Below are 18,573 nucleotides of genomic sequence, written 5' to 3' on the forward strand. Positions count from 1 at the left end.
AAAGTCAGAAATTACATAAAAAGGAGTTTTGTTATGAAAATTTTATATTTAGATTGTTTTTCTGGAATCAGCGGGGATATGACAATAGGAGCACTGCTTGATGCTGGCGGAGATTTTTCTCATTTGCAGAAGGAATTACAGAAACTGCCTTTGCAGGATGAGTATGAATTGAAAGTACATAAAATAGTGAAGAACGGTATTACGAGCACGAAATTTGATGTTATATTGAAAAATGGAAAGCATGTGCATTCTCGACATGGTCATAGTAAACATATCCACAAGCATTCCCGCGATCACGATCATAAACATCACCACCATGATGAACATGATCATCCTGGACATACCCACCATCATCGTTCATATCGGGATATTGTAAAAATGATTCAGGAAGCAGATCTATCAGAAAAAGTAAAATCTATAGCATTAAGGATCTTTAAAAAAATTGGTGAAGCGGAAGGCTGTATCCATGGTGTACCGTTGGGGGATGTTCACTTTCATGAAGTTGGAGCAGTCGATTCAATAATAGACATTGTTGGAACTGCTATTTTAATAGAAGAGCTTGATATTGATGATATTAAATCAGCACCTGTCCCCACGGGATCCGGAAAAATCCACATTGACCATGGGATTTACCCTGTCCCTGCACCAGCTACTTTAGAAATTCTACGCGGGGTGCCCATTGCGCAAAGTGACTTGAAAGCCGAGTTGACAACGCCGACTGGAGCAGCATTTGCTGCTGTATTAGCAAATGAATTTTGTGATCTTCCTTCCATGAAAGTGATGAAGGTAGGCTATGGTGCCGGAACAAAAACATTCCCGGACCATCCAAATGTACTTCGGATTATTCTGGGTGAACAAGCATAAGCGATTAAAAAAGTTTGAGAGAGTAGGACATCACATGGAGGAAATTTTAAAGGAAGTTCAAAATGGAACATTAAGCATAGATAACGCAAAGAAAAGATTGGCAACATATGAAGATCTGGGTTTTGCAAAAGTTGATCATCATAGGAAAAAGCGTCAAGGCTTTCCGGAAGTGATTTACGGAGAAGGAAAAACAATAGAACAAATCACTGCCATTCTCCGAGCAATAAAAGCAAAACAAAATGATGTTTTAATTACAAGAGTTTCTCAGGACAAGGCAGAAGTAATATTAGAAAGTCATCCTGAACTAACTTATCACGATATAGCGCAGATTCTTTCATGGAAAGCAAAAGAGAAGAAAGAAAATAAAGAAGGCTTTATTGCCATTATTTGTGCAGGGACATCTGATTTGAGGATTGCGGAGGAAGCAGCGATTACAGCTGAGGTATTGGGAAGTAATGTGCGCCGATTTTATGATGTTGGTGTAGCCGGAATTCATCGTTTATTAGACCAGGCGCAGATGATTCAGGAAGCAACGGCTTCAGTAGTTGTTGCAGGGATGGAGGGAGCACTTCCGAGTGTTGTTGGCGGCCTTGTTTCTCATCCGGTCATAGCAGTACCGACAAGTGTCGGCTATGGTGCGAATTTTCAAGGCTTGTCTGCACTGCTGACAATGCTGAACTCCTGTGCGAGCGGTATCAGTGTGGTTAATATTGATAATGGCTTTGGCGGTGCATATAATGCTGTACTAATTGATCGGCTGGCTCAAGGGAAGGAAAAGTAGCATTAGTTAATTAAGAAGGGAGTTTTCTGCTTGACATCAAAACATCCTCCAAACCATGAACATATTGATGATAATATGATGAAAATGGAAGTGAATCTGGATGATATAACGGGAGAGTGGCTTGGGTTTGTAATGGACCGTTTATTTGAAGCCGGGGCAAATGATGTCTTTTATACGCCCATTTATATGAAAAAAAATCGACCGGGTATATTATTGCAATTACTCTGTTCTAGTCAAGCTTTATCTAAAATAAAGGGTATCTTGTTACAAGAAACGACAACGCTTGGAATCCGCTACTATCCAATAACCGTTCATCGGATGGAACGAAGATTTATTAAAGTAGAGACGGAGTGGGGCCCTGTTACGGTAAAACAAGGAATCTCCAAAGGAGAGATTTTCCAAAGTTCACCAGAGTACGATGACTGTAAGAATATAGCTGAAAAACATCATATCCCATTAAAACAGGTGTATGAATCCGTTTGGAAGCAATTATAGAAATTTATCCAGGTTTTTTAACTTTGAAATAGTTTAAAGGATGTATGCTTTTATCTAAAAGTGGCAGCTCATAAGGCGTAATAAATTTTTAAGTAATTATGCTGGAGTTTTATGAGATAGTAAAGAAATGGAGACGTTAATAAGAAATGTCTGTAAAATATAGTATTAAACAGGTAGAAACAAAGGAAGCTGCACAAGTAGCAGAATTTATGAAATCCATTCGAAAAGAATTGTTTCCAATGTTGAACCATAATCAATTACCGGCGGATTTGGTTCATGTTCATACATATTATTTGGGTAGAAATGATTCTGCGTTATTTGCCGCTATAAGTGAAGAAGGAGAGGTACTTGGAACCATAGGGTATTTACCCTACGATAATCGGTTTGAGTATTTGCAGGATTATTATGCGCAAATACAAACGACAGAATTGGTAAGATGCTATATAGATCCCGGATATAGACGTTTAGGAATTGGCTCCGCTTTATATAAAACTGCTTTAAAATCTATTTGTGCAGCTGGTTATGAGAAGATTTACCTGCACACCCATCCATTTCTTCCAGGCGGGGTCCCATTCTGGAAAGCGTTGGGTTTTGAAGAAAAGCTGGCTGAACCGGATCCGATTTGGAAGACCTTACATATGGATAAGAAGCTGTAAAGACGGTTCAGTGTCAGATACTTCATTAGGTATAACACCAAGAGAATTAGGAGAACTCGAATGAGAAAATTTAGTATAGTACTGCTTGCAATATTGTTTTGTCTTTTACTGGTAAGCTGTAGTAATCAGGATAATGAAGAAATAGCTAAAGAGGAAATTGTATATGCCAGCTCTAAAGATATTCGTGATATTAATCCGCATTTATATAGTGGAGAAATGGCAGCCCAAAATATGGTATTTGAATCATTGGTTATTAATACGGAAGATGGGGTGGAGCCTTGGCTGGCGGAGAGCTGGGAAATTTCAGATGATGGTATGGAATATATATTTCATTTAAGAGAGGATGTTACCTTTACAGATGGAGAAAAGTTCAATGCTGAAGCAGTAAAACAAAACATGGATGCAATTCTGGATAATGAAGAACGGCATGCCTGGCTTGATTTAGTCAATTTAATAGAAGAGAATATAGTTGTTGATGAATATACCTATAAACTGGTCCTGAAGCATCCGTATTACCCAACATTAACTGAATTAGGACTTACACGTCCATTTCGTTTCTTGTCTCCAAATGATTTTGTGGATGCAACAACAAGAGATGGAGTTGATGGTTATTCAGGAACCGGGCCCTGGATTCTAACAGAGCATAATGAGAATCAGGAAGCAGTATTTACTGCAAATGTAGAGTATTGGGGAGAACAGCCGGAAGTTGACAATGTAAGGTGGAAAGTGATGCCTGACCATCAGACCATCCTGCTTGCACTTGAAAAAGGGGAAATTGATCTGATTTTTGGTTCTGATGGAGATATGATCGATCTTGACTCATTTTCAGCTTTGGAGGAGCAAGGGAAATATATAACGGAAATGAGTGAACCAATTGCTTCCAGGGCTATTTTATTGAACTCCAATCGTCCAATTACGAAGAATGTTGATGTGAGAGAAGCTTTGCAATATGCGATTGATAAACAATCGATTGCTGATGGTGTTTTAAACGGGACTGAGTCTGTTGCACCTACACTACTTTCTTCAACAGCTCCTTATAGTGATCTTGGACTGGAGGCGCGGGAGTATAATCCCGATAAAGCGAGTGAATTACTAGATGAAGCCGGTTGGAAATTGGATGACAGCGGGTACCGGTATAAAGATGAGGAGAAATTAGAACTCAGCTTGTATTATAATTCAGACAATGCTCAAGAAAAGACAATTAGTGAATATATTCAGCATGATTTGAGAGAAATAGGTGTAGACCTGCATATAACAGGGGAACAGAAACAAGCATTTTTAGACAGGCAAAAATCTGGAGAATTTGACTTGCAATATTCTTTATCATGGGGCACGCCTTATGATCCACAATCCTATCTGTCATCCTGGAGAATTCCGGCACATGGTGATTATCAGGCGCAAATAGGATTAGACAGGAAAGTATGGCTGGATGAAACAATAACAGATTTGATGATTGAAAATGATGAAGCTGAGAGAGAAGCTATGTATGATGAGGTATTATCTTATATCCACGATGAATCCGTGTATATTCCACTCGTGTATTCACGTACAAAAGCTGTTCATCGCCCAGAGCTGCAGGGAGTCACTTTTAATGTTTCTCAGTATGAAATACCATTTGAAAAAATGTATTTTGAAGCGGAATAAGCCAAAAAAGCGGATTTCTATCCGCTTTTTTGGTTCTTTAGCGTAAGAATGTAGGTGAACTAAATGAAGCGTTATATTATTAAAAGATTATTAAGCGTCATCCCTTTATTAATTGGAATATCTTTTTTAGCTTTTATTTTAATTAATTTAAGTGAAAGTGATCCAGCTGAAGTAGCACTGCGCGTAAATGAAATCACACCAACCGGTGAAGCTGTTGCACAAATGCGGGAGGAGCTGGGTCTTGATAAATCTTTTATAGAAAGATACTTAACGTGGGTGACAAGCAGTATCAAAGGCGACTTTGGAAACAGTTTTATTAATAATAAACCAGTGATAAATGAAATAGTACAAGCTTTACCGGCAACGTTACTGCTTGCGCTGGTTTCCTTCATTATTATTGTTGTTATCAGCGTCTCCGCATCCATTATATGTACTATTTTTGAGGAGAGCTGGATTGACCGTACGATTCGCGGACTTGTATTTATAGGCGAAGCTATGCCGGGCTATTGGATTGGACTTTTACTTATGTGGTTTTTCTCTATTAAGTTAAATTTACTGCCGACAAGTGGAATGACTTCATGGGCATCTGTTATCCTCCCTGGAGTAACATTAGCACTTGCTTATATTTCAACCTATGTAAGACTATTACGGAATAATATGGTACAAAACAAAAGTGAAAATTTTGTTTTGTACGCAAAAGCGCGGGGAATGAAAAAGAGAATTATTTTAAAGCGTATTTTTAAAAACTCCCTTCAAACAACAATTACAGCGCTGGGAATGTCTATCCCAAAATTAATTGCAGGTACGGTAATTGTAGAAAATATTTTTGCGTGGCCAGGAATAGGAAGACTAAGTGTGGCGGCGATTTTTAATTATGATTATCCAGTTATCCAGGCGTATGTTTTTCTGATGGCGGTATTATTTGTTGTTTGTAATTTGCTGGTAGACATCGTTACTGCTATGTTAGATCCAAGAATGAGAAAAGAGGTATAATCATGGGGACTCTAAATAAATTGATACAAAATCGTTTCGCCATGATTTGTATCATTTTTCTAGTCACTGTGGTATTAACAGGGTTTTTTGCACCGTGGCTAGCACCGCATAATCCAGTTGATGTGAATGTAAAAGAAAAGCTTGCGGGAATAAGTACGACCTATCCAATGGGAACGGATCAACTAGGAAGGTGTATTCTTTCAAGACTGCTTTATGGTATTCGCACTACTGTATTAATTGCATTTATCACAATGGCGGCAACGATTATAATTGGTACTTTAATTGGTGGAATAGCAGGATTATTTCGAGGGAAAATAGATGAAATAATTATGCGAATCTGTGATATTTTTATGTCTTTTCCAAGTGAAGTAATGATTCTTGCTATCATCGGAATGATGGGACCGGGAATTACTAATATCATTATTGCCAGTATTATAGCAAAGTGGGCATGGTACACCCGTATGATTCGATCGATTGTAATAAAATATACAGATAAAAATTATATTCAATTTGCACGTGTTTCTGGTTTCAGCAGATGGCATATTTTCAGAAAGCATATTATGCCGAACGCCACTGGTGAAATAGCTGTACTTGCTACCCTTGATATTGGTTCCGTTATTTTAATGATTTCAGCTTTATCATTTTTAGGTTTAGGTGTACAGGCACCAACGCCTGAATGGGGAATGATGCTAAGCGAAGCCAAGAACGTTATGATTATACATCCAGGGTTAATGCTTCCGCCAGGTATAGCAATTCTTTTTGTTGTAGCAGCTTTCAATTTCTTGGGAGACAGCTTACAAGATGCCTACAACGTGAAACATAGGAAAAGATGGAGGTGATTAATTAATGCTGCTGGAAGTGAAAAATTTATCGATATATGATGCAGAGACGAAAGACACTATCGTAGAGGACATCTCTTTTACATTAGAACAGCAACGTAATCTGGGAATTGTCGGAGAAAGCGGCAGCGGAAAATCAATGACAGTAAAGGGAATATTAGGTCTTGTTGCTCCCTGGATGAAAGTTTCCGGTACAGCATATTTTGAAGGGGAAGATATGTTAAAGATGAAGGCAAAAGCAATGCAAAATATACGAGCTCGACATATCAGTATGATTCTGCAGGATGCAATGTCTGCATTTGATCCCTTAGATACGGTTGGAAAACAGATGATGGAAACCTTATGCGAACATTTGAAAATATCCAGGAAAGAAGCAAAACAAATATCCTTGAATGAACTGGGAAGCCTGGGAATTCAAGAAGCATCACAGATGATGAAGAAATATCCGCATCAATTGTCTGGCGGGATGCTGCAGCGATGTATGATTGCCATCGCAGTTGCTATAAAGCCTGATGTTATCATTGCCGATGAGCCAACAACTGCGCTGGACGCAATTACACAAAGTGAAGTCATTGCCACATTTCAAAGGCTACACGCCCAAAAGAGAATAACCTTTATTTTTATTTCTCATGATCTTGGAGTAATCCGGCATTTGACCGAGGAAGTGCTTGTAATGAAAGATGGAAAATCTGTGGAATATGGCAGGACGAGGGAGGTATTTCGCTATCCTCAAAATAAGTATACAAAGTATTTGGTAGATACAAGATTAAATCTGGCCTGTTCTTTCGAAAAAATAATGAGAAAGGGTCCTTACGATGCTTGAAATGAAAAATGTCTACAAAAGTTACCCAAAAAAAGGAACAGGTTTTAGAAAGGAGAAGCTATCTGTATTAGCTGATTTGTCATTTCAGATAAATACTGGGGAGTGGGTCGCATTAGTAGGTGAAAGCGGCAGCGGAAAAAGTACATTAGGCAGACTGATATTGGGCTTGGAAGAAGCAGATAGAGGCAGCCTGCTGCTGGAAGGGAGAAATGCAACCGCATGGCGGAAAGAAAATAGAGGACAAATGAGCGTTGTTTTTCAGGATTATACGTCATCCGTTAACCCTGCATTCAGGATAAAAGATATTATCAATGAGCCTTTGAAGGTATCCTGCCGAAATAATTGCATTCGCGAAACTACGAAAAGTTTAATGGGAAAAGTCGGTTTGCCTTTATCATTATTGAATCGTTACCCGCATGAGTTAAGTGGGGGGCAGCTGCAAAGGATATGTATCGCAAGAGCGATTCGTACAAATCCGAGGTTTTTAGTTTTAGATGAAGCAGTCAGTTCATTGGATATTTCTATTCAGACTCAAATTCTGGATTTACTCCATCAACTCAAAGAAGAGATGGATATAACCTGTCTATTTATTGCCCATAATCTACAAACGGTTACTTATCTCTGTGATCATGTAATATTTTTAAATGAAAGAAAAATTGCTGAACAGATAGAGACAAAAAAATTGGCAGATGTTCAGAGTGATTATGCAAAGCGGCTATTGGCATCTGCGGTTCAATTTAATGGTTTAGATGAGGAATTAAGAATTTGAAGAAATAATCGATAATGTATCTAAGCGGGGGGGGGTTAATAGATGTCGATTGATAATCTTAATGGTTTAAGCAATAATTTAAGAAAAATTGAAAGAGAATTTAAACAGATAATAGAACCTTATCGCACCGATTTGTGGAGATATTGTTTAAATTTAACGCAATCACCATGGGATGCTGAGGATCTGGTTCAAGAGACACTATTAAAGTCTCTGTCGGTGCTGGCAAAATTATTTCAGTCCGTAGATACAAAAGCTTATTTATTTAAAATCGCTACAAATTTATGGATTGATCAGAAAAGAAAACAGAAGCATATTGATTTACCTTATAATGATTTGCTGTTTCAAGATATAAGTGCAACAGAATCATTTCAGCTTATGGAAAACCTTAGTGAATTAGTGAGTCACTTGACTCCAACTCAATATATAGCACTTGTTCTAACGGAGGCTTTTCAGTTTAAAGGAAAAGAAGCTGCAGAGATTATGTCCACCTCTGAATCTGCTGTATATACAAACATAAGCAGAGCACGACAGACTTTACGTGACATTTCAAATCCAGAAATAGCTGCCGCTTCCAAAAGAGCAAAGCCGATTAATAATATTTCTCCAACAGCTGCTGTGGAATTATTACTGAAGGGCTTTAGAAATAAAAATCCAGAATTAATTGCCTCCCTCATGGATGAAAATGTCATCACGGATATTACCCATTCAGGGTTGGAATATGGTAAAGATGAAGTGGAGAAGAATTCTTTAAAAGATTGTGCTGAAATTGTTCAGAAACAACATGAAATTGTTTCGGATTATATTGAGTTATGGGGACGTCCAGTTATTATAGAGTTAGAAAGAAAACTAGATACGCATCTTTATCTTAATAACATTCATTATGTGGAAATGAATAATGATAAGATTACTTATTGGAAGTTTTATTGTTTTTCGTGGGATATGATGCAATTAGCAGCTAAAGAACTGGATGTAAAATTGAATGCAGCATATTTTTATCATATTTTTTAAAAGAAAAACAAATTTGGCTGTAAGGTTTTCACTCTCAAAAACGTTATATAAGCTGAAGGAATTTTAAAATAAAGAGGAGTGAAAATATGAGCAGTCCAATAATGAATAAAATGAACACGATTTTTGTACATGTCAGTGATTTGGAGAGGTCAGTAAAATGGTATGCAGAATTACTTGGTCAGGAGTATGATTTAACTGCTGTAGAAAGACCGGTATATAATATCAAAATTGCTGATCATACCGGTTTAACTTTGGATGCTGGTCCGGAGGGGATTACAAAAAGGCAATCGTCCAGTACGTATCCAATATTCAATTTCCATACAGATAATATTGAGGAGTCCTACGCCTATGTAAAAGAGTCAGGATATGATGTTGAATCAGAAATTACCCGCCTTGATGATTTTTCATTTTTTACAATTTGTGATCCAGACAGGAATATTATTATGATTTGTACTGGCTAATTTTTTGAGATGTAAAGCTTTACTATCAGCTATTTAGCTTAGGGAAAGCTGAAGTGATATAAGAAAAGGAGCTGTTTCAGCAGTGAGAAAAAATGAGGTGATGAATGAAACTCCCAATATGAACCTTAATACGGAACGAATCTTTTTAAGACCAGTCATTGCCGAAGATATGAAAGAGTTTTACGAAATAGTGAAGAAAGACAGTGTAGGAAAATGGCTTGGTATAGGAAAAGGCATGTCGTTGGAAGAAACAGAGCAGTACGTGAGTAAAATTATAAAACATTGGAATCAATATGATTTTGGCGTATGGGCGGCAGTAAATAAATCCAGTGGGAAAATAATGGGACATTGCGGCTTAAGGTATATTGATGATACAGAGGATATAGAGATTATATACCTGCTTGATCCTGGTTTTTGGGGGATGGGATATGCTTCAGAAGCAGCGGACAGTGTAATTAAATATGCATTTCAATCGCTTAAAATTGAAAAGCTGACTGCACGTGTAAGGATAAATAATATGAAATCAAAGAAGGTAATAGAAAAATTGGGATTTCAATTTATCGACGATAAGCATTATAACAATCGTAAGCTATCTTACTTTGAATTGTTTCAGGAGAATTTGATTAAATACTAGTAAAAGGTAAATGATTTTGAATTTCTAAAGTGTTAAAAAGGAAAAGAGCCGGCTATCTCACTCTTTTCCTTGTTTTAATAGGTAAATACTTATATAACCGGTATAATTTTGACACAGCGTACATAGCCCATTTGGGGATTTTTTTCGGGAAAAATGGATGTTGATAATACCGTATATATCCGCTTTTTAGGTCCTCCCATTGGGTACACATTTTCTTTTGTGAAAAGCGTGCTACATCAATAATACGTACTTTATCTTCCTTTGTAAGGATAAGATTATGCAGATGAATATCTGAAGGATTTAATCCTGCTGCTTTTGCAAATTCTAATCCATTGTCAACATGTTCAATATAGTGTGGCTTTAATGGGATTCCTTCTGCCAGGCATTCAAAGAATGTCTTTCCTTCAATAAAATCCATAACCAAGTAATTGGTTCCTGCTTCATATACAGTGGGATAATAAGGATTCCCATTTAAACTTTCGTAGTTTTGTTTTTCTTGAATTGCTGTTTTTTCAAAAGTCGGGTAAAAAATTTTAATCACTCTATTTTCATTTTTTATTTTGAATACAGCAGCACTTCTTCCTGTTCCATGTAACTTTAAGTCATCGTGATGTCTGAGTACTTTTATACGTCCATTTCTTTTAGCAAATAAAACAGTGGATGCTAAATCATTGTATCTGGACTGATTCATTATTTCTTAAAACTGCCTTTTCTTTTTGCTAACTCTTTTTTGATGACAGGAAGGGCATGTTTTTGTGCCTGCTTAATTCCTTCTTTTACCATTTTAGATTTTAGAAGCTTTGTTAGTCTTGACATCTCTTTTCCTCCTTGAAGTAAGTGTGGCAAAAGCTAACAAAAAAGACCTTTGCCCACATAATTTGGACAAAGGTCTCGCAAGCAACGAAATAAAACTGCTGCCAGCAGTGCCGAGGATTTCTCCTGTAATGACGACAGCTGCTATTATGCTACTCCCCTTTGGGATTTATTTCAATTTAATATTTCAATTTAATATTTTAATTTATTATATAGGGCTAGTACGATAAGTGCAAATTTTAAAGTAATAAAATTTCTGATGAAGAATATTCCTCCCATTTTAATGATGAAATAGAATAATGTGAATGCCGAGGTTATATTCATCATTTTCTGTGTTTTCTTGAGGAGAAGACACGTATAAAAGACACTGAAAGGAACGGTGAAGCGCGCTGGAAAAATGGTTTTTTATTTGCTCTGAAAGGCTTTGTAATGATGTTTATTGTCAGCTTTATACTTGGAGGGGAACCTTATTGGATCAATATTATTGGTTTTGGGACAGGTGGATTTATTTACGGAGTATTTATTCATCCAATGATGGAGAGGAAAATGAAGTATTGTCGTACTTTAAAGAGCGTGAAGACAAGAATGATAAAATGATTATTCTATGTATAAAATAGCTTTGTCAAAAGAAATGGATTGCTCTTAACACAATAATATACAGTTTAACTTCATTTGATATGTGTAATAAATACTATATAAGCATATTCTAATCAGGACAGTATATTTTAAGGAGGAAGCAACATGCAGCTTAATGCAGCTCAAAAATTAATTCATGATCATTTGCTGTCAGGAGAGATGAAGGCCGGAGAAGAAATTGGAATAAAGATTGATCAGACATTAACGCAGGATGCTACAGGTACGATGGTGATGCTGGAGCTGGAAGCAATGGGAATTGATCGGGTGAAAACAGAGGCTTCTGCACAATATGTAGATCATAACTTGATTCAGGAAGATTTTCGTAATGCGGATGACCATTTGTTTTTAAGAAGTGCAGCACAGAAATTCGGGATTTACTACAGCAGGCCGGGGAACGGAGTCAGTCATCCTGTTCATATGCAGCAGCTGGCACGCCCCGGGAAAACCTTATTAGGGTCAGATAGTCATACATGTGCGAACGGCTGTATGGGAATGCTGGCAATTGGTGCAGGCGGAATTGATGTGACAATGGCGATGACAGGAGAACCTTATTATGTAAAAATGCCCCGTATTATGGGGGTAGAGCTTACAGGGAAGCTTCCAGACTGGGTCAGCGCTAAAGATGTCATTTTAGAAATGCTGCACCGTCATGGCGTAAAAGGCGGAGTCGGCAGGATAATTGAATATTATGGACCGGGTATCAAAGAATTATCTGCTATGGATCGGCATGTTATTGCCAATATGGGTGCTGAGCTTGGGGCGACTGCAACCGTATTTCCTTCTGATAAAGAAGTGAAGCGTTTTCTGAAAACACAGGGACGTGAAGATCAATGGGTAGAATTAAAAGCTGATAACGGAGCGACATATGATGAACATGAAAAAATTGATTTATCTGCGCTGGAACCATTGATTGCAAAACCATCAAGCCCGGGTAATGTTGTACCAGTTACAGAAGTTGCAGGAGAAGCTATATATCAGTCTTATATCGGCTCCTCGGCCAACCCGGGATATCGTGACTTCGCGATTGCCAGTGAAATTGTTAAAGGGAAGCAGGCTGCTAACGGGATTTCTTTTGATATTAATCCAACCTCCCGTCAGTTGCTGGAGCAGCTTGTAGAGAATGGACATATTGCAAATCTTTTGTCCGCTGGAGCCCGGATGCATCAAGCAGGCTGTAATGGCTGTATTGGAATGGGTCAGGCTCCGGCTACAGGACGAAACAGTTTACGTACAACACCAAGAAACTTCCCGGGCCGATCCGGTACAAGAGAAGACAGTGTCTTCCTATGCAGCCCGGAGACAGCAGCCGCTTCTGCATTAACAGGTGTTATTACAGATCCAAGGACATTAGATATTTCTTATCCGAAAATAAAAGAGCCAACTACCTTTTCAACAAAAGGAATGCTGGAAGCACCACCGGAAGATAACAGTCAAATCAAATTGGAAAAAGGACCGAATATCACCGCTATACCAGATTTTCAGCCAATTGAAGATAACTTCGACTTGCCTATTTTATTAAAAATGCAGGATAATATTTCAACAGATGAGATTCTTGCCGGCGGTTCCCGAGTATTACCATTTCGCAGTAATATTCAAAGAATCAGTACTTTTGCGTTTGAGATTATTGATGAGGATTATTACGAAAAGGCCATGAAAAAACGTGATGATGGCGGCCATATGGTGGTAGCAGGCTTTAATTACGGACAAGGATCAAGCCGGGAGCATGCAGCGCTCGCACCACGTTACCTCGGATTAAAGGTTGTACTTGTGAAAGATTTTGCCCGTATTCATCTGCAGAATTTGATCAACTTCGGTATTTTACCGTTAACGTTTGTGAATGAGGAAGACTATGATCTGCTCCATCCGGAGGATATACTTGAATTTCGTCATATCCATCAAACAATTCAAAATCAGCGTACATTTGATATAAAACTGAAAGGAACAGATCGCACGATTACCGTCCAGCATGACCTTACCAAACGGCATCTTGAAATCCTGCTTGCCGGCGGGATTATAAATTGGATTAAAGAAAAACAATAGAAAGGAAGTCAGCTATGGGATCTCAGAAACACGCCTGTAAAGCTTGTGACGGGACTGGGTTATTAATGGACGACGAACAGTGGCACTATACATGTACCGTTTGTCATGGTGACGGGTTTGTTGCCGCTGTAGAAAAGACGGAAAAGCTGCAGGTAGATGAAAACCACAGAGTAATTGATTAATTTGAAGCGGCCGGAGCAGTGCTGTTCGTTTTTACAGTGCTTCTTAATCCGGCTGCTTTTATTATGTTTAAAATAAAAATTTTAAATCCTATCGACAGGAATCTGCTCTTGTGAAATAATATATAAAAAATCCCGTGGTCATATATATTGGTGTGGCACATAGAGAGAGGATGCTGTTTTGATGATACATATTGCTTCGCTGCAAATGGAGGATGAGGATAAGCTGTATGCATTTGAATCAAATAACAGAAATTACTTTGAAAAATTTGTTCCTTCCCGGGGCGATGATTATTATCAAAAGGATTATTTTCGTGACAGGCTTAAAGAATTACTGAAAGAACAAGCTGATAAGCAATCTTATTTTTATTTAATTAAAGATACCAATGGAGAAATTTTAGGAAGAATAAATTTAACAGATATTGATTATTCTTTGAAGAGCGGTTTTTTAGGATATAGAGTAGGAGAAGCTTATACAGGAAAAGGAGTCGCAGGACAGGCATTAGAGCTTCTTAAAAAAGAAGCAAAGATGCTGAAATTGAAGGAAATCAAAGCGCAGACAACTGCTGATAATATAGCTTCTCAAAAAGTATTGAAAAAAAGGGGTTTTGAAGAAATAAGCAGAGAAGAAACTACTTATGAAGGGAAGCATCTCACTTTTGTATACTATCAGGCTGACTTATAATTTAGAAGACAGCTTTAGATCTTAATAAAATTTTAGCAAGTGTTAGAACAGAAAGAAAGACATTCTATGGGATATTAGTAGCACATGAAATATCTATTTAGCGGGTTCAGAATAGATCTGCTATATTCTCCAACCAGTACCTGAAGCGGTAGTGGTTTTTTATTTTTAAAAAGTCTTGAATGAAATTCAGAATAAGCATATCCTCTTTTAATAATTATCTATCCCATTTAGAGATTTGAAATAGAGAGGTGATTTATCAGCCTCTCTATTTTCTTGCATGATGGAAAATATATAAGCTTCTAATTAAACATCCGTACCTAAAGTAAGCCCGCCGTCCACCACAATTTCTGCGCCGTTACAATAAGCACTCTCGTCAGAAGCAAGAAAAGCAGCTACTTGAGCTATATCATTAGCCTGGCCCAGTCTCCTTAATGGAATGGCATCAGCTTCATTGATATTCAGATTACTGCCGCTCACCATATTTGTTTGAATAACACCTGGATGGATAGAATTCACTCTAATCCCTTTTGGACCTAATTCGATTGCAGCAGATTTAGAAAGGTTGGAAACAGCTGCTTTTGATGCTGCATAAGCAGCTGCGTCGTTGATTGGCGCAAAAGCAGAGATGGATACATTATTAACAATAGACCCTTTTTGCTGTTTTTCCATGTAAGGTGCGACTGCCTTTATTCCCATAAAAACACCGAGCTGATTAACATTGATTAACTGTTGAAAATCTTCCACAGATGTATCTAACAAAGGTTTTTTAATGAAAATACCGGCATTATTAATAAGTACATCTATTTTATTATAAGCTTCGATAATAGATTGGACAGCAGCAGTCCAATCAGCTTCGTTTGTCACATCCAATTGGACAGGAAGACTTTGATTCTTTCCGATTTCTGCGGAGAGTGCTTCAGCATCCTCAAAACTTCTGGCTCCTACTGCAACTTTTGCACCGAGGGAAGCGAAGTGTTTAGCAATACCTTTCCCTTGTCCACGATTTGCTCCGGTTATAAGTACGACTTGATCTTTTAAATTTGGCATAATTTCTCCTTTGGTCTCAATTATTTTTAATTAGAATTTACCATAGTTTGTCTGTTTGTAAAATTTAATTGCTTTACTAAGGAGAGAATGGAAGGATGGACTCTTTTATGAATTGAATAGATGTCAAAAATGCATTCAGCATGCTATTATTATTTGGTAATGATCTTATTTATATTATTAATGTAAGAGGTGATTTTGAAATAGAAATGCTTGACCTCTTCTTAACAAAACAGAACGCAATCTCAGAGGAGGGGTAATAATTGAAACAGGGAACCATTAATCTACTATTAGTTATCACAATTATCTGCATATCCTTATCGGCAATACTTGTGAAATTATCGGATGCACCTTCTACCATCATGGTAATGTATCGGATGTTTTTAGCATGCGTATTAATTTTTCCTATGGTTTTTAAATATCGAAAATCATTTTTTAAGATAAACAGAAAAGAGTGGATAGCCATTGTATTTGCCGGGATTTTTCTGGCTGGTCATTTTGGATTATGGTTCGAGTCTTTAAATCATACGTCAGTGGCAAGCTCCACTTTGATCTTAGCGCTGCAGCCTGCAATTGCTTTAATTGGAGGTCTGATTTTCTTTAAAGAAAAATTAGATGTACGTATAGTAATAGCAATGGGAATTGCTTTTATGGGTGTCGTTGTTGTTGGAGGAGGCAGCTTAGGAAGCGGCAGCTCTGCTTTGATGGGAAATATTTTATCCTTCCTGGCTGTTGTTTCTGTGGTACTTTATTTAATGATCGGTCAACGAAATGTAAAATCAATTAATCACTGGGTATACAGCTTTTTAGTATTTCTGGTAGCAGGGATTACGGTTGCTGTGTTTAATCTTATTGGCGGAATAGCTTTTACAGGTTATACTTCAAATGATTGGCTGGTCTTTATCATGCTAGCTATTTTCCCGACCGGGGCACATATTATTTTTAACTTGCTGTTAAACTATGTAAATACAACAACAGTTTCTATGAGTACATTGGGAGAACCGGTTGGTGCATCTATCCTGGCTGTTATTCTTTTACATGAGATGCTTACTCATGTAGAGATAATAGGCGGCGTGCTGATTATTGCCGGGATATTTTATTTCCTGCGGCTGCAGGCTGGATCGAAACAGCCTGTACCAAAGGAATCGGATAGAATATACAATGAGTAAGAGGGTGGACATTATTTTAGTTCATCCTTTTCTAATAATAAAAGACTGGAGGAGTATATCATTGAAAGAAAATAATTTAAAAAAAGCAAGGAAAATCATTGAAAAATACGATATATACAAAAATGATCCAATCCAGGAAATCCAATTGGCTCACCGGATCCATCTGGTGGAAGCTTTTGATATTAAAGAGGGGATGCATGTGCTGGAAATAGGATGCGGGCAAGGGGACACAACGTTGGTACTTGCAGATGCTGTCGGGGAAAGCGGAAGAGTAACAGCCATTGATATCGCAAGTAAGGAGTATGGAGCGCCATTAACTTTGGAAGAGGCGGCCAATCGAATAATGCGAACTTCACTTGGGGATAGAATTACCTTTCATTTTGAAACGGACTTTTTAGCCTTCGAGGAAGAAACAGCCTTTGCCTTTGACGCTGTCGTTTTATCGCATGCTTCCTGGTACTTTGAAAATGAACAGACTCTTATTGATTATATTGATAAAGTAAAGGAGATAGCGAATCAAATCTGCTTTGCAGAATGGGATTTGAATTATACAAGAAGCGGGCAACGGGCACATTTTTTAGCGGCATCATTATTAGCACTTCACAGCAGTCAAATCGGAAATGGTGGAAATATTCAATGCCTGTTTGGAAAAAGACAAGTGAAAGGAATTCTGGAGAACACAGGATTTCAAATAACCAGGGAGACCATTATTGATGCGGCATACCTTCAGGATGGAGGCTGGGAAATCAATGAAGCAAATGATATCCGGGCTGATTTTGATCAAAATGGAGAAGCATATCAATCTCTTATAAATATTTATTATCATTTAATGAATCATCAGCAAGAGGAAGCAAAATCATTGGATAGCTTTGTTATCTGTGCGAAGCGGTAAGAAATTAGCTGTAATGGAGGTATATACTTCATAAAATATTAAAAAGAAAAATCATTGACAATGAAATGAAATCGTTTTACAATATTGTGTAACGGGTTACATAAATCCGTTTTAAATTTATAATTGTATGTAACGGGTTACATAAATAATAGAAGGAGGAATGTTATGGCGACTATCCGAGAGGTTGCAAAGCTTGCCGGCGTATCTGTTGCTACTGTTTCCCGTGTGATGAATAAAAATGGATATATCAATGAAAAAACAAAAGAAAAAGTAGAAGCTGCAATTAAAGAATTAGATTATCGGCCAAATGATGTAGCCAGGACTCTTTTTAAGGGGACGTCTAAAATGATTGCATTATTTGTACCGGATATTATGAACCCCTTCTTTCCTGAGCTGGCTCGGGCGGTAGAGGATACTGCAAATAAGTCGGGTTATACTTTTATTCTTTGTAATACAGACAACAACCGGGAAAAGGAAATGAAATATCTGCATGCCCTTCTGCAAAAAACAATTGGCGGTGTGGTAATGGTTTCAAGCTCCATTCCTTTAGAAACGCTAAATAAAGTAAACGTTCCAATTGTTGCTTTAGACAGGGAAATTGTGGATATGATTTCTGTTACGGTGAATAACCGGACAGGTGCAATAGAAGCAGTAAGGCATCTGCAGGAGTCAGGCTGTAAAAGGATTGCACATATAAGTGGTCCGGAAGATACAACAAGTGCAGTAGAACGTAAAAAAGGTTATTTGGAAGCAGTGGAACAAGAGAATTGGTTTTCAGAAGATTTTATTACCTCGGGAGAATATACCTTTGAGGGCGCCTATCAGGCAGTAAAGGAATTAATAAAAAAACACCCTGAAATTGATGGCATTTTTGCTGCGAATGATTTAATGGGGGTGGGCGTCTTAAAGGCTGCTGAAGCTTTGAACCTGCGTGTTCCAGAAGATTTATCTGTTATTGGATTTGATGGAATTGAATTAGGGAAAATTACAACACCGGCACTGACAACGATGGGGCAGCCCATTTATGAAATTGGACAGCGGGCTGCTGAAATAATTATTGACCGGATGGAAAATAAGCAGAAGGAAGTTACTTCTGAACAATACACTGTTCAATTAATCAAAAGACAATCAACAAAGTAAGGGAATGA

General features: G+C 37.7%; 22 protein-coding genes. 19 read left to right on the plus strand and 3 right to left on the minus strand.

Annotated features, from left to right (window positions below):
- Positions 1-33 precede the first annotated feature (33 nt).
- The 12 genes from MHH51_RS05625 (at position 34) to MHH51_RS05680 (ending at position 9,967) form a co-directional block, all read left to right on the plus strand.
- Positions 34-864, plus strand: coding sequence for a LarC family nickel insertion protein (locus MHH51_RS05625; RefSeq protein ID WP_339284923.1), 831 nt, complete (start codon positions 34-36; stop codon positions 862-864).
- A gap of 34 nt (positions 865-898) precedes the next feature.
- Positions 899-1,645 (plus strand): nickel pincer cofactor biosynthesis protein LarB, encoded by a 747-nt coding sequence (larB, locus tag MHH51_RS05630; protein ID WP_147211110.1) that lies wholly within the window; start codon positions 899-901, stop codon positions 1,643-1,645.
- Between the two features lie 30 nt (positions 1,646-1,675).
- Positions 1,676-2,140 (plus strand): nickel insertion protein, encoded by a 465-nt coding sequence (larC, locus tag MHH51_RS05635; RefSeq protein WP_147211109.1) that lies wholly within the window; start codon positions 1,676-1,678, stop codon positions 2,138-2,140.
- 146 nt (positions 2,141-2,286) lie between these two features.
- The gene (locus MHH51_RS05640) at positions 2,287-2,796 is read left to right on the plus strand and encodes a GNAT family N-acetyltransferase (RefSeq protein WP_156985625.1); all 510 of its coding nucleotides are present in this window, start codon (positions 2,287-2,289) and stop codon (positions 2,794-2,796) included.
- A gap of 60 nt (positions 2,797-2,856) precedes the next feature.
- Positions 2,857-4,440 carry a nickel ABC transporter substrate-binding protein gene (gene nikA, locus MHH51_RS05645; protein ID WP_339284926.1) on the plus strand — a complete coding sequence of 528 codons (1,584 nt, stop codon included), beginning with the start codon at positions 2,857-2,859 and terminating at the stop codon, positions 4,438-4,440.
- 63 nt (positions 4,441-4,503) lie between these two features.
- The gene (gene opp1B / locus MHH51_RS05650; protein ID WP_339284928.1) at positions 4,504-5,433 is read left to right on the plus strand and encodes a nickel/cobalt ABC transporter permease; all 930 of its coding nucleotides are present in this window, start codon (positions 4,504-4,506) and stop codon (positions 5,431-5,433) included.
- Positions 5,434-5,435: 2 nt separating this feature from the next.
- Complete coding sequence (gene opp1C, locus MHH51_RS05655) at positions 5,436-6,272, plus strand: nickel/cobalt ABC transporter permease (protein ID WP_147211105.1); 837 nt, start codon at positions 5,436-5,438, stop codon at positions 6,270-6,272.
- Positions 6,273-6,279: 7 nt separating this feature from the next.
- A complete protein-coding gene (locus MHH51_RS05660; RefSeq protein WP_147211104.1) occupies positions 6,280-7,095 on the plus strand; it encodes an ABC transporter ATP-binding protein in 816 nt (271 codons plus the stop codon).
- Positions 7,088-7,864 (plus strand): dipeptide/oligopeptide/nickel ABC transporter ATP-binding protein, encoded by a 777-nt coding sequence (locus MHH51_RS05665; RefSeq protein WP_339284930.1) that lies wholly within the window; start codon positions 7,088-7,090, stop codon positions 7,862-7,864. The genes MHH51_RS05660 and MHH51_RS05665 overlap by 8 nt, the downstream gene beginning before the upstream one ends.
- 42 nt (positions 7,865-7,906) lie before the next feature.
- The gene (locus tag MHH51_RS05670) at positions 7,907-8,872 is read left to right on the plus strand and encodes an RNA polymerase sigma factor (RefSeq protein ID WP_339284931.1); all 966 of its coding nucleotides are present in this window, start codon (positions 7,907-7,909) and stop codon (positions 8,870-8,872) included.
- Between the two features lie 86 nt (positions 8,873-8,958).
- Positions 8,959-9,333, plus strand: coding sequence for a VOC family protein (locus MHH51_RS05675; protein WP_147211101.1), 375 nt, complete (start codon positions 8,959-8,961; stop codon positions 9,331-9,333).
- Positions 9,334-9,433: 100 nt separating this feature from the next.
- Positions 9,434-9,967 carry a GNAT family N-acetyltransferase gene (locus MHH51_RS05680; RefSeq protein WP_147211279.1) on the plus strand — a complete coding sequence of 178 codons (534 nt, stop codon included), beginning with the start codon at positions 9,434-9,436 and terminating at the stop codon, positions 9,965-9,967.
- Between the two features lie 52 nt (positions 9,968-10,019).
- Here MHH51_RS05680 and MHH51_RS05685 read toward each other — a convergent pair whose 3' ends face one another.
- Both MHH51_RS05685 and MHH51_RS05690 read right to left on the minus strand, forming a co-directional pair.
- Positions 10,020-10,658, minus strand: a complete 639-nt coding sequence (locus tag MHH51_RS05685; RefSeq protein ID WP_147211100.1) for an RIO1 family regulatory kinase/ATPase — start codon at positions 10,656-10,658, stop codon at positions 10,020-10,022.
- Positions 10,658-10,783, minus strand: coding sequence for a hypothetical protein (locus MHH51_RS05690; RefSeq protein WP_281289855.1), 126 nt, complete (start codon positions 10,781-10,783; stop codon positions 10,658-10,660). Before MHH51_RS05690 ends, MHH51_RS05685 begins: the two co-directional genes overlap by 1 nt.
- A 467-nt stretch (positions 10,784-11,250) precedes the next feature.
- Here MHH51_RS05690 and MHH51_RS05695 point away from each other — a divergent pair, with 467 nt between their 5' ends.
- From MHH51_RS05695 to MHH51_RS05710, 4 genes are all read left to right on the plus strand, one after another.
- Entirely contained in the window at positions 11,251-11,397 is a 147-nt protein-coding gene (locus MHH51_RS05695; protein ID WP_156985618.1) for a hypothetical protein, read from the plus strand.
- A gap of 124 nt (positions 11,398-11,521) precedes the next feature.
- Positions 11,522-13,456, plus strand: coding sequence for an aconitate hydratase (locus MHH51_RS05700; RefSeq protein WP_156985617.1), 1,935 nt, complete (start codon positions 11,522-11,524; stop codon positions 13,454-13,456).
- 14 nt (positions 13,457-13,470) lie between these two features.
- Positions 13,471-13,638, plus strand: a complete 168-nt coding sequence (locus MHH51_RS05705; RefSeq protein ID WP_175637143.1) for a hypothetical protein — start codon at positions 13,471-13,473, stop codon at positions 13,636-13,638.
- A gap of 181 nt (positions 13,639-13,819) precedes the next feature.
- The gene (locus MHH51_RS05710) at positions 13,820-14,320 is read left to right on the plus strand and encodes a GNAT family N-acetyltransferase (protein WP_147211098.1); all 501 of its coding nucleotides are present in this window, start codon (positions 13,820-13,822) and stop codon (positions 14,318-14,320) included.
- A gap of 303 nt (positions 14,321-14,623) precedes the next feature.
- On the opposite strand, the gene MHH51_RS05715 is transcribed toward MHH51_RS05710, so the two are convergent.
- Positions 14,624-15,367 (minus strand): SDR family NAD(P)-dependent oxidoreductase, encoded by a 744-nt coding sequence (locus tag MHH51_RS05715; RefSeq protein WP_147211097.1) that lies wholly within the window; start codon positions 15,365-15,367, stop codon positions 14,624-14,626.
- A 260-nt stretch (positions 15,368-15,627) separates the two neighbouring features.
- On the opposite strand from MHH51_RS05715, the gene MHH51_RS05720 reads away from it, so the two are divergent.
- The 3 genes from MHH51_RS05720 to MHH51_RS05730 all read left to right on the plus strand — a co-directional run bounded on the left by MHH51_RS05720 (position 15,628) and on the right by MHH51_RS05730 (position 18,565).
- Positions 15,628-16,533: a DMT family transporter gene (locus MHH51_RS05720; RefSeq protein WP_156985615.1), complete on the plus strand. Its 906-nt coding sequence runs from the start codon at positions 15,628-15,630 to the stop codon at positions 16,531-16,533.
- A gap of 61 nt (positions 16,534-16,594) precedes the next feature.
- Complete coding sequence (locus tag MHH51_RS05725) at positions 16,595-17,425, plus strand: methyltransferase domain-containing protein (protein ID WP_339284937.1); 831 nt, start codon at positions 16,595-16,597, stop codon at positions 17,423-17,425.
- Positions 17,426-17,590: 165 nt separating this feature from the next.
- Positions 17,591-18,565, plus strand: a complete 975-nt coding sequence (locus tag MHH51_RS05730; protein WP_339284939.1) for a LacI family DNA-binding transcriptional regulator — start codon at positions 17,591-17,593, stop codon at positions 18,563-18,565.
- The last annotated feature ends 8 nt before the right edge of the window (positions 18,566-18,573 follow it).

Origin of the sequence: Oceanobacillus sp. FSL K6-3682 (genome assembly GCF_037976165.1) — a bacterium.
GTDB classification, from domain to species: domain Bacteria; phylum Bacillota; class Bacilli; order Bacillales; family Amphibacillaceae; genus Oceanobacillus; species Oceanobacillus sojae.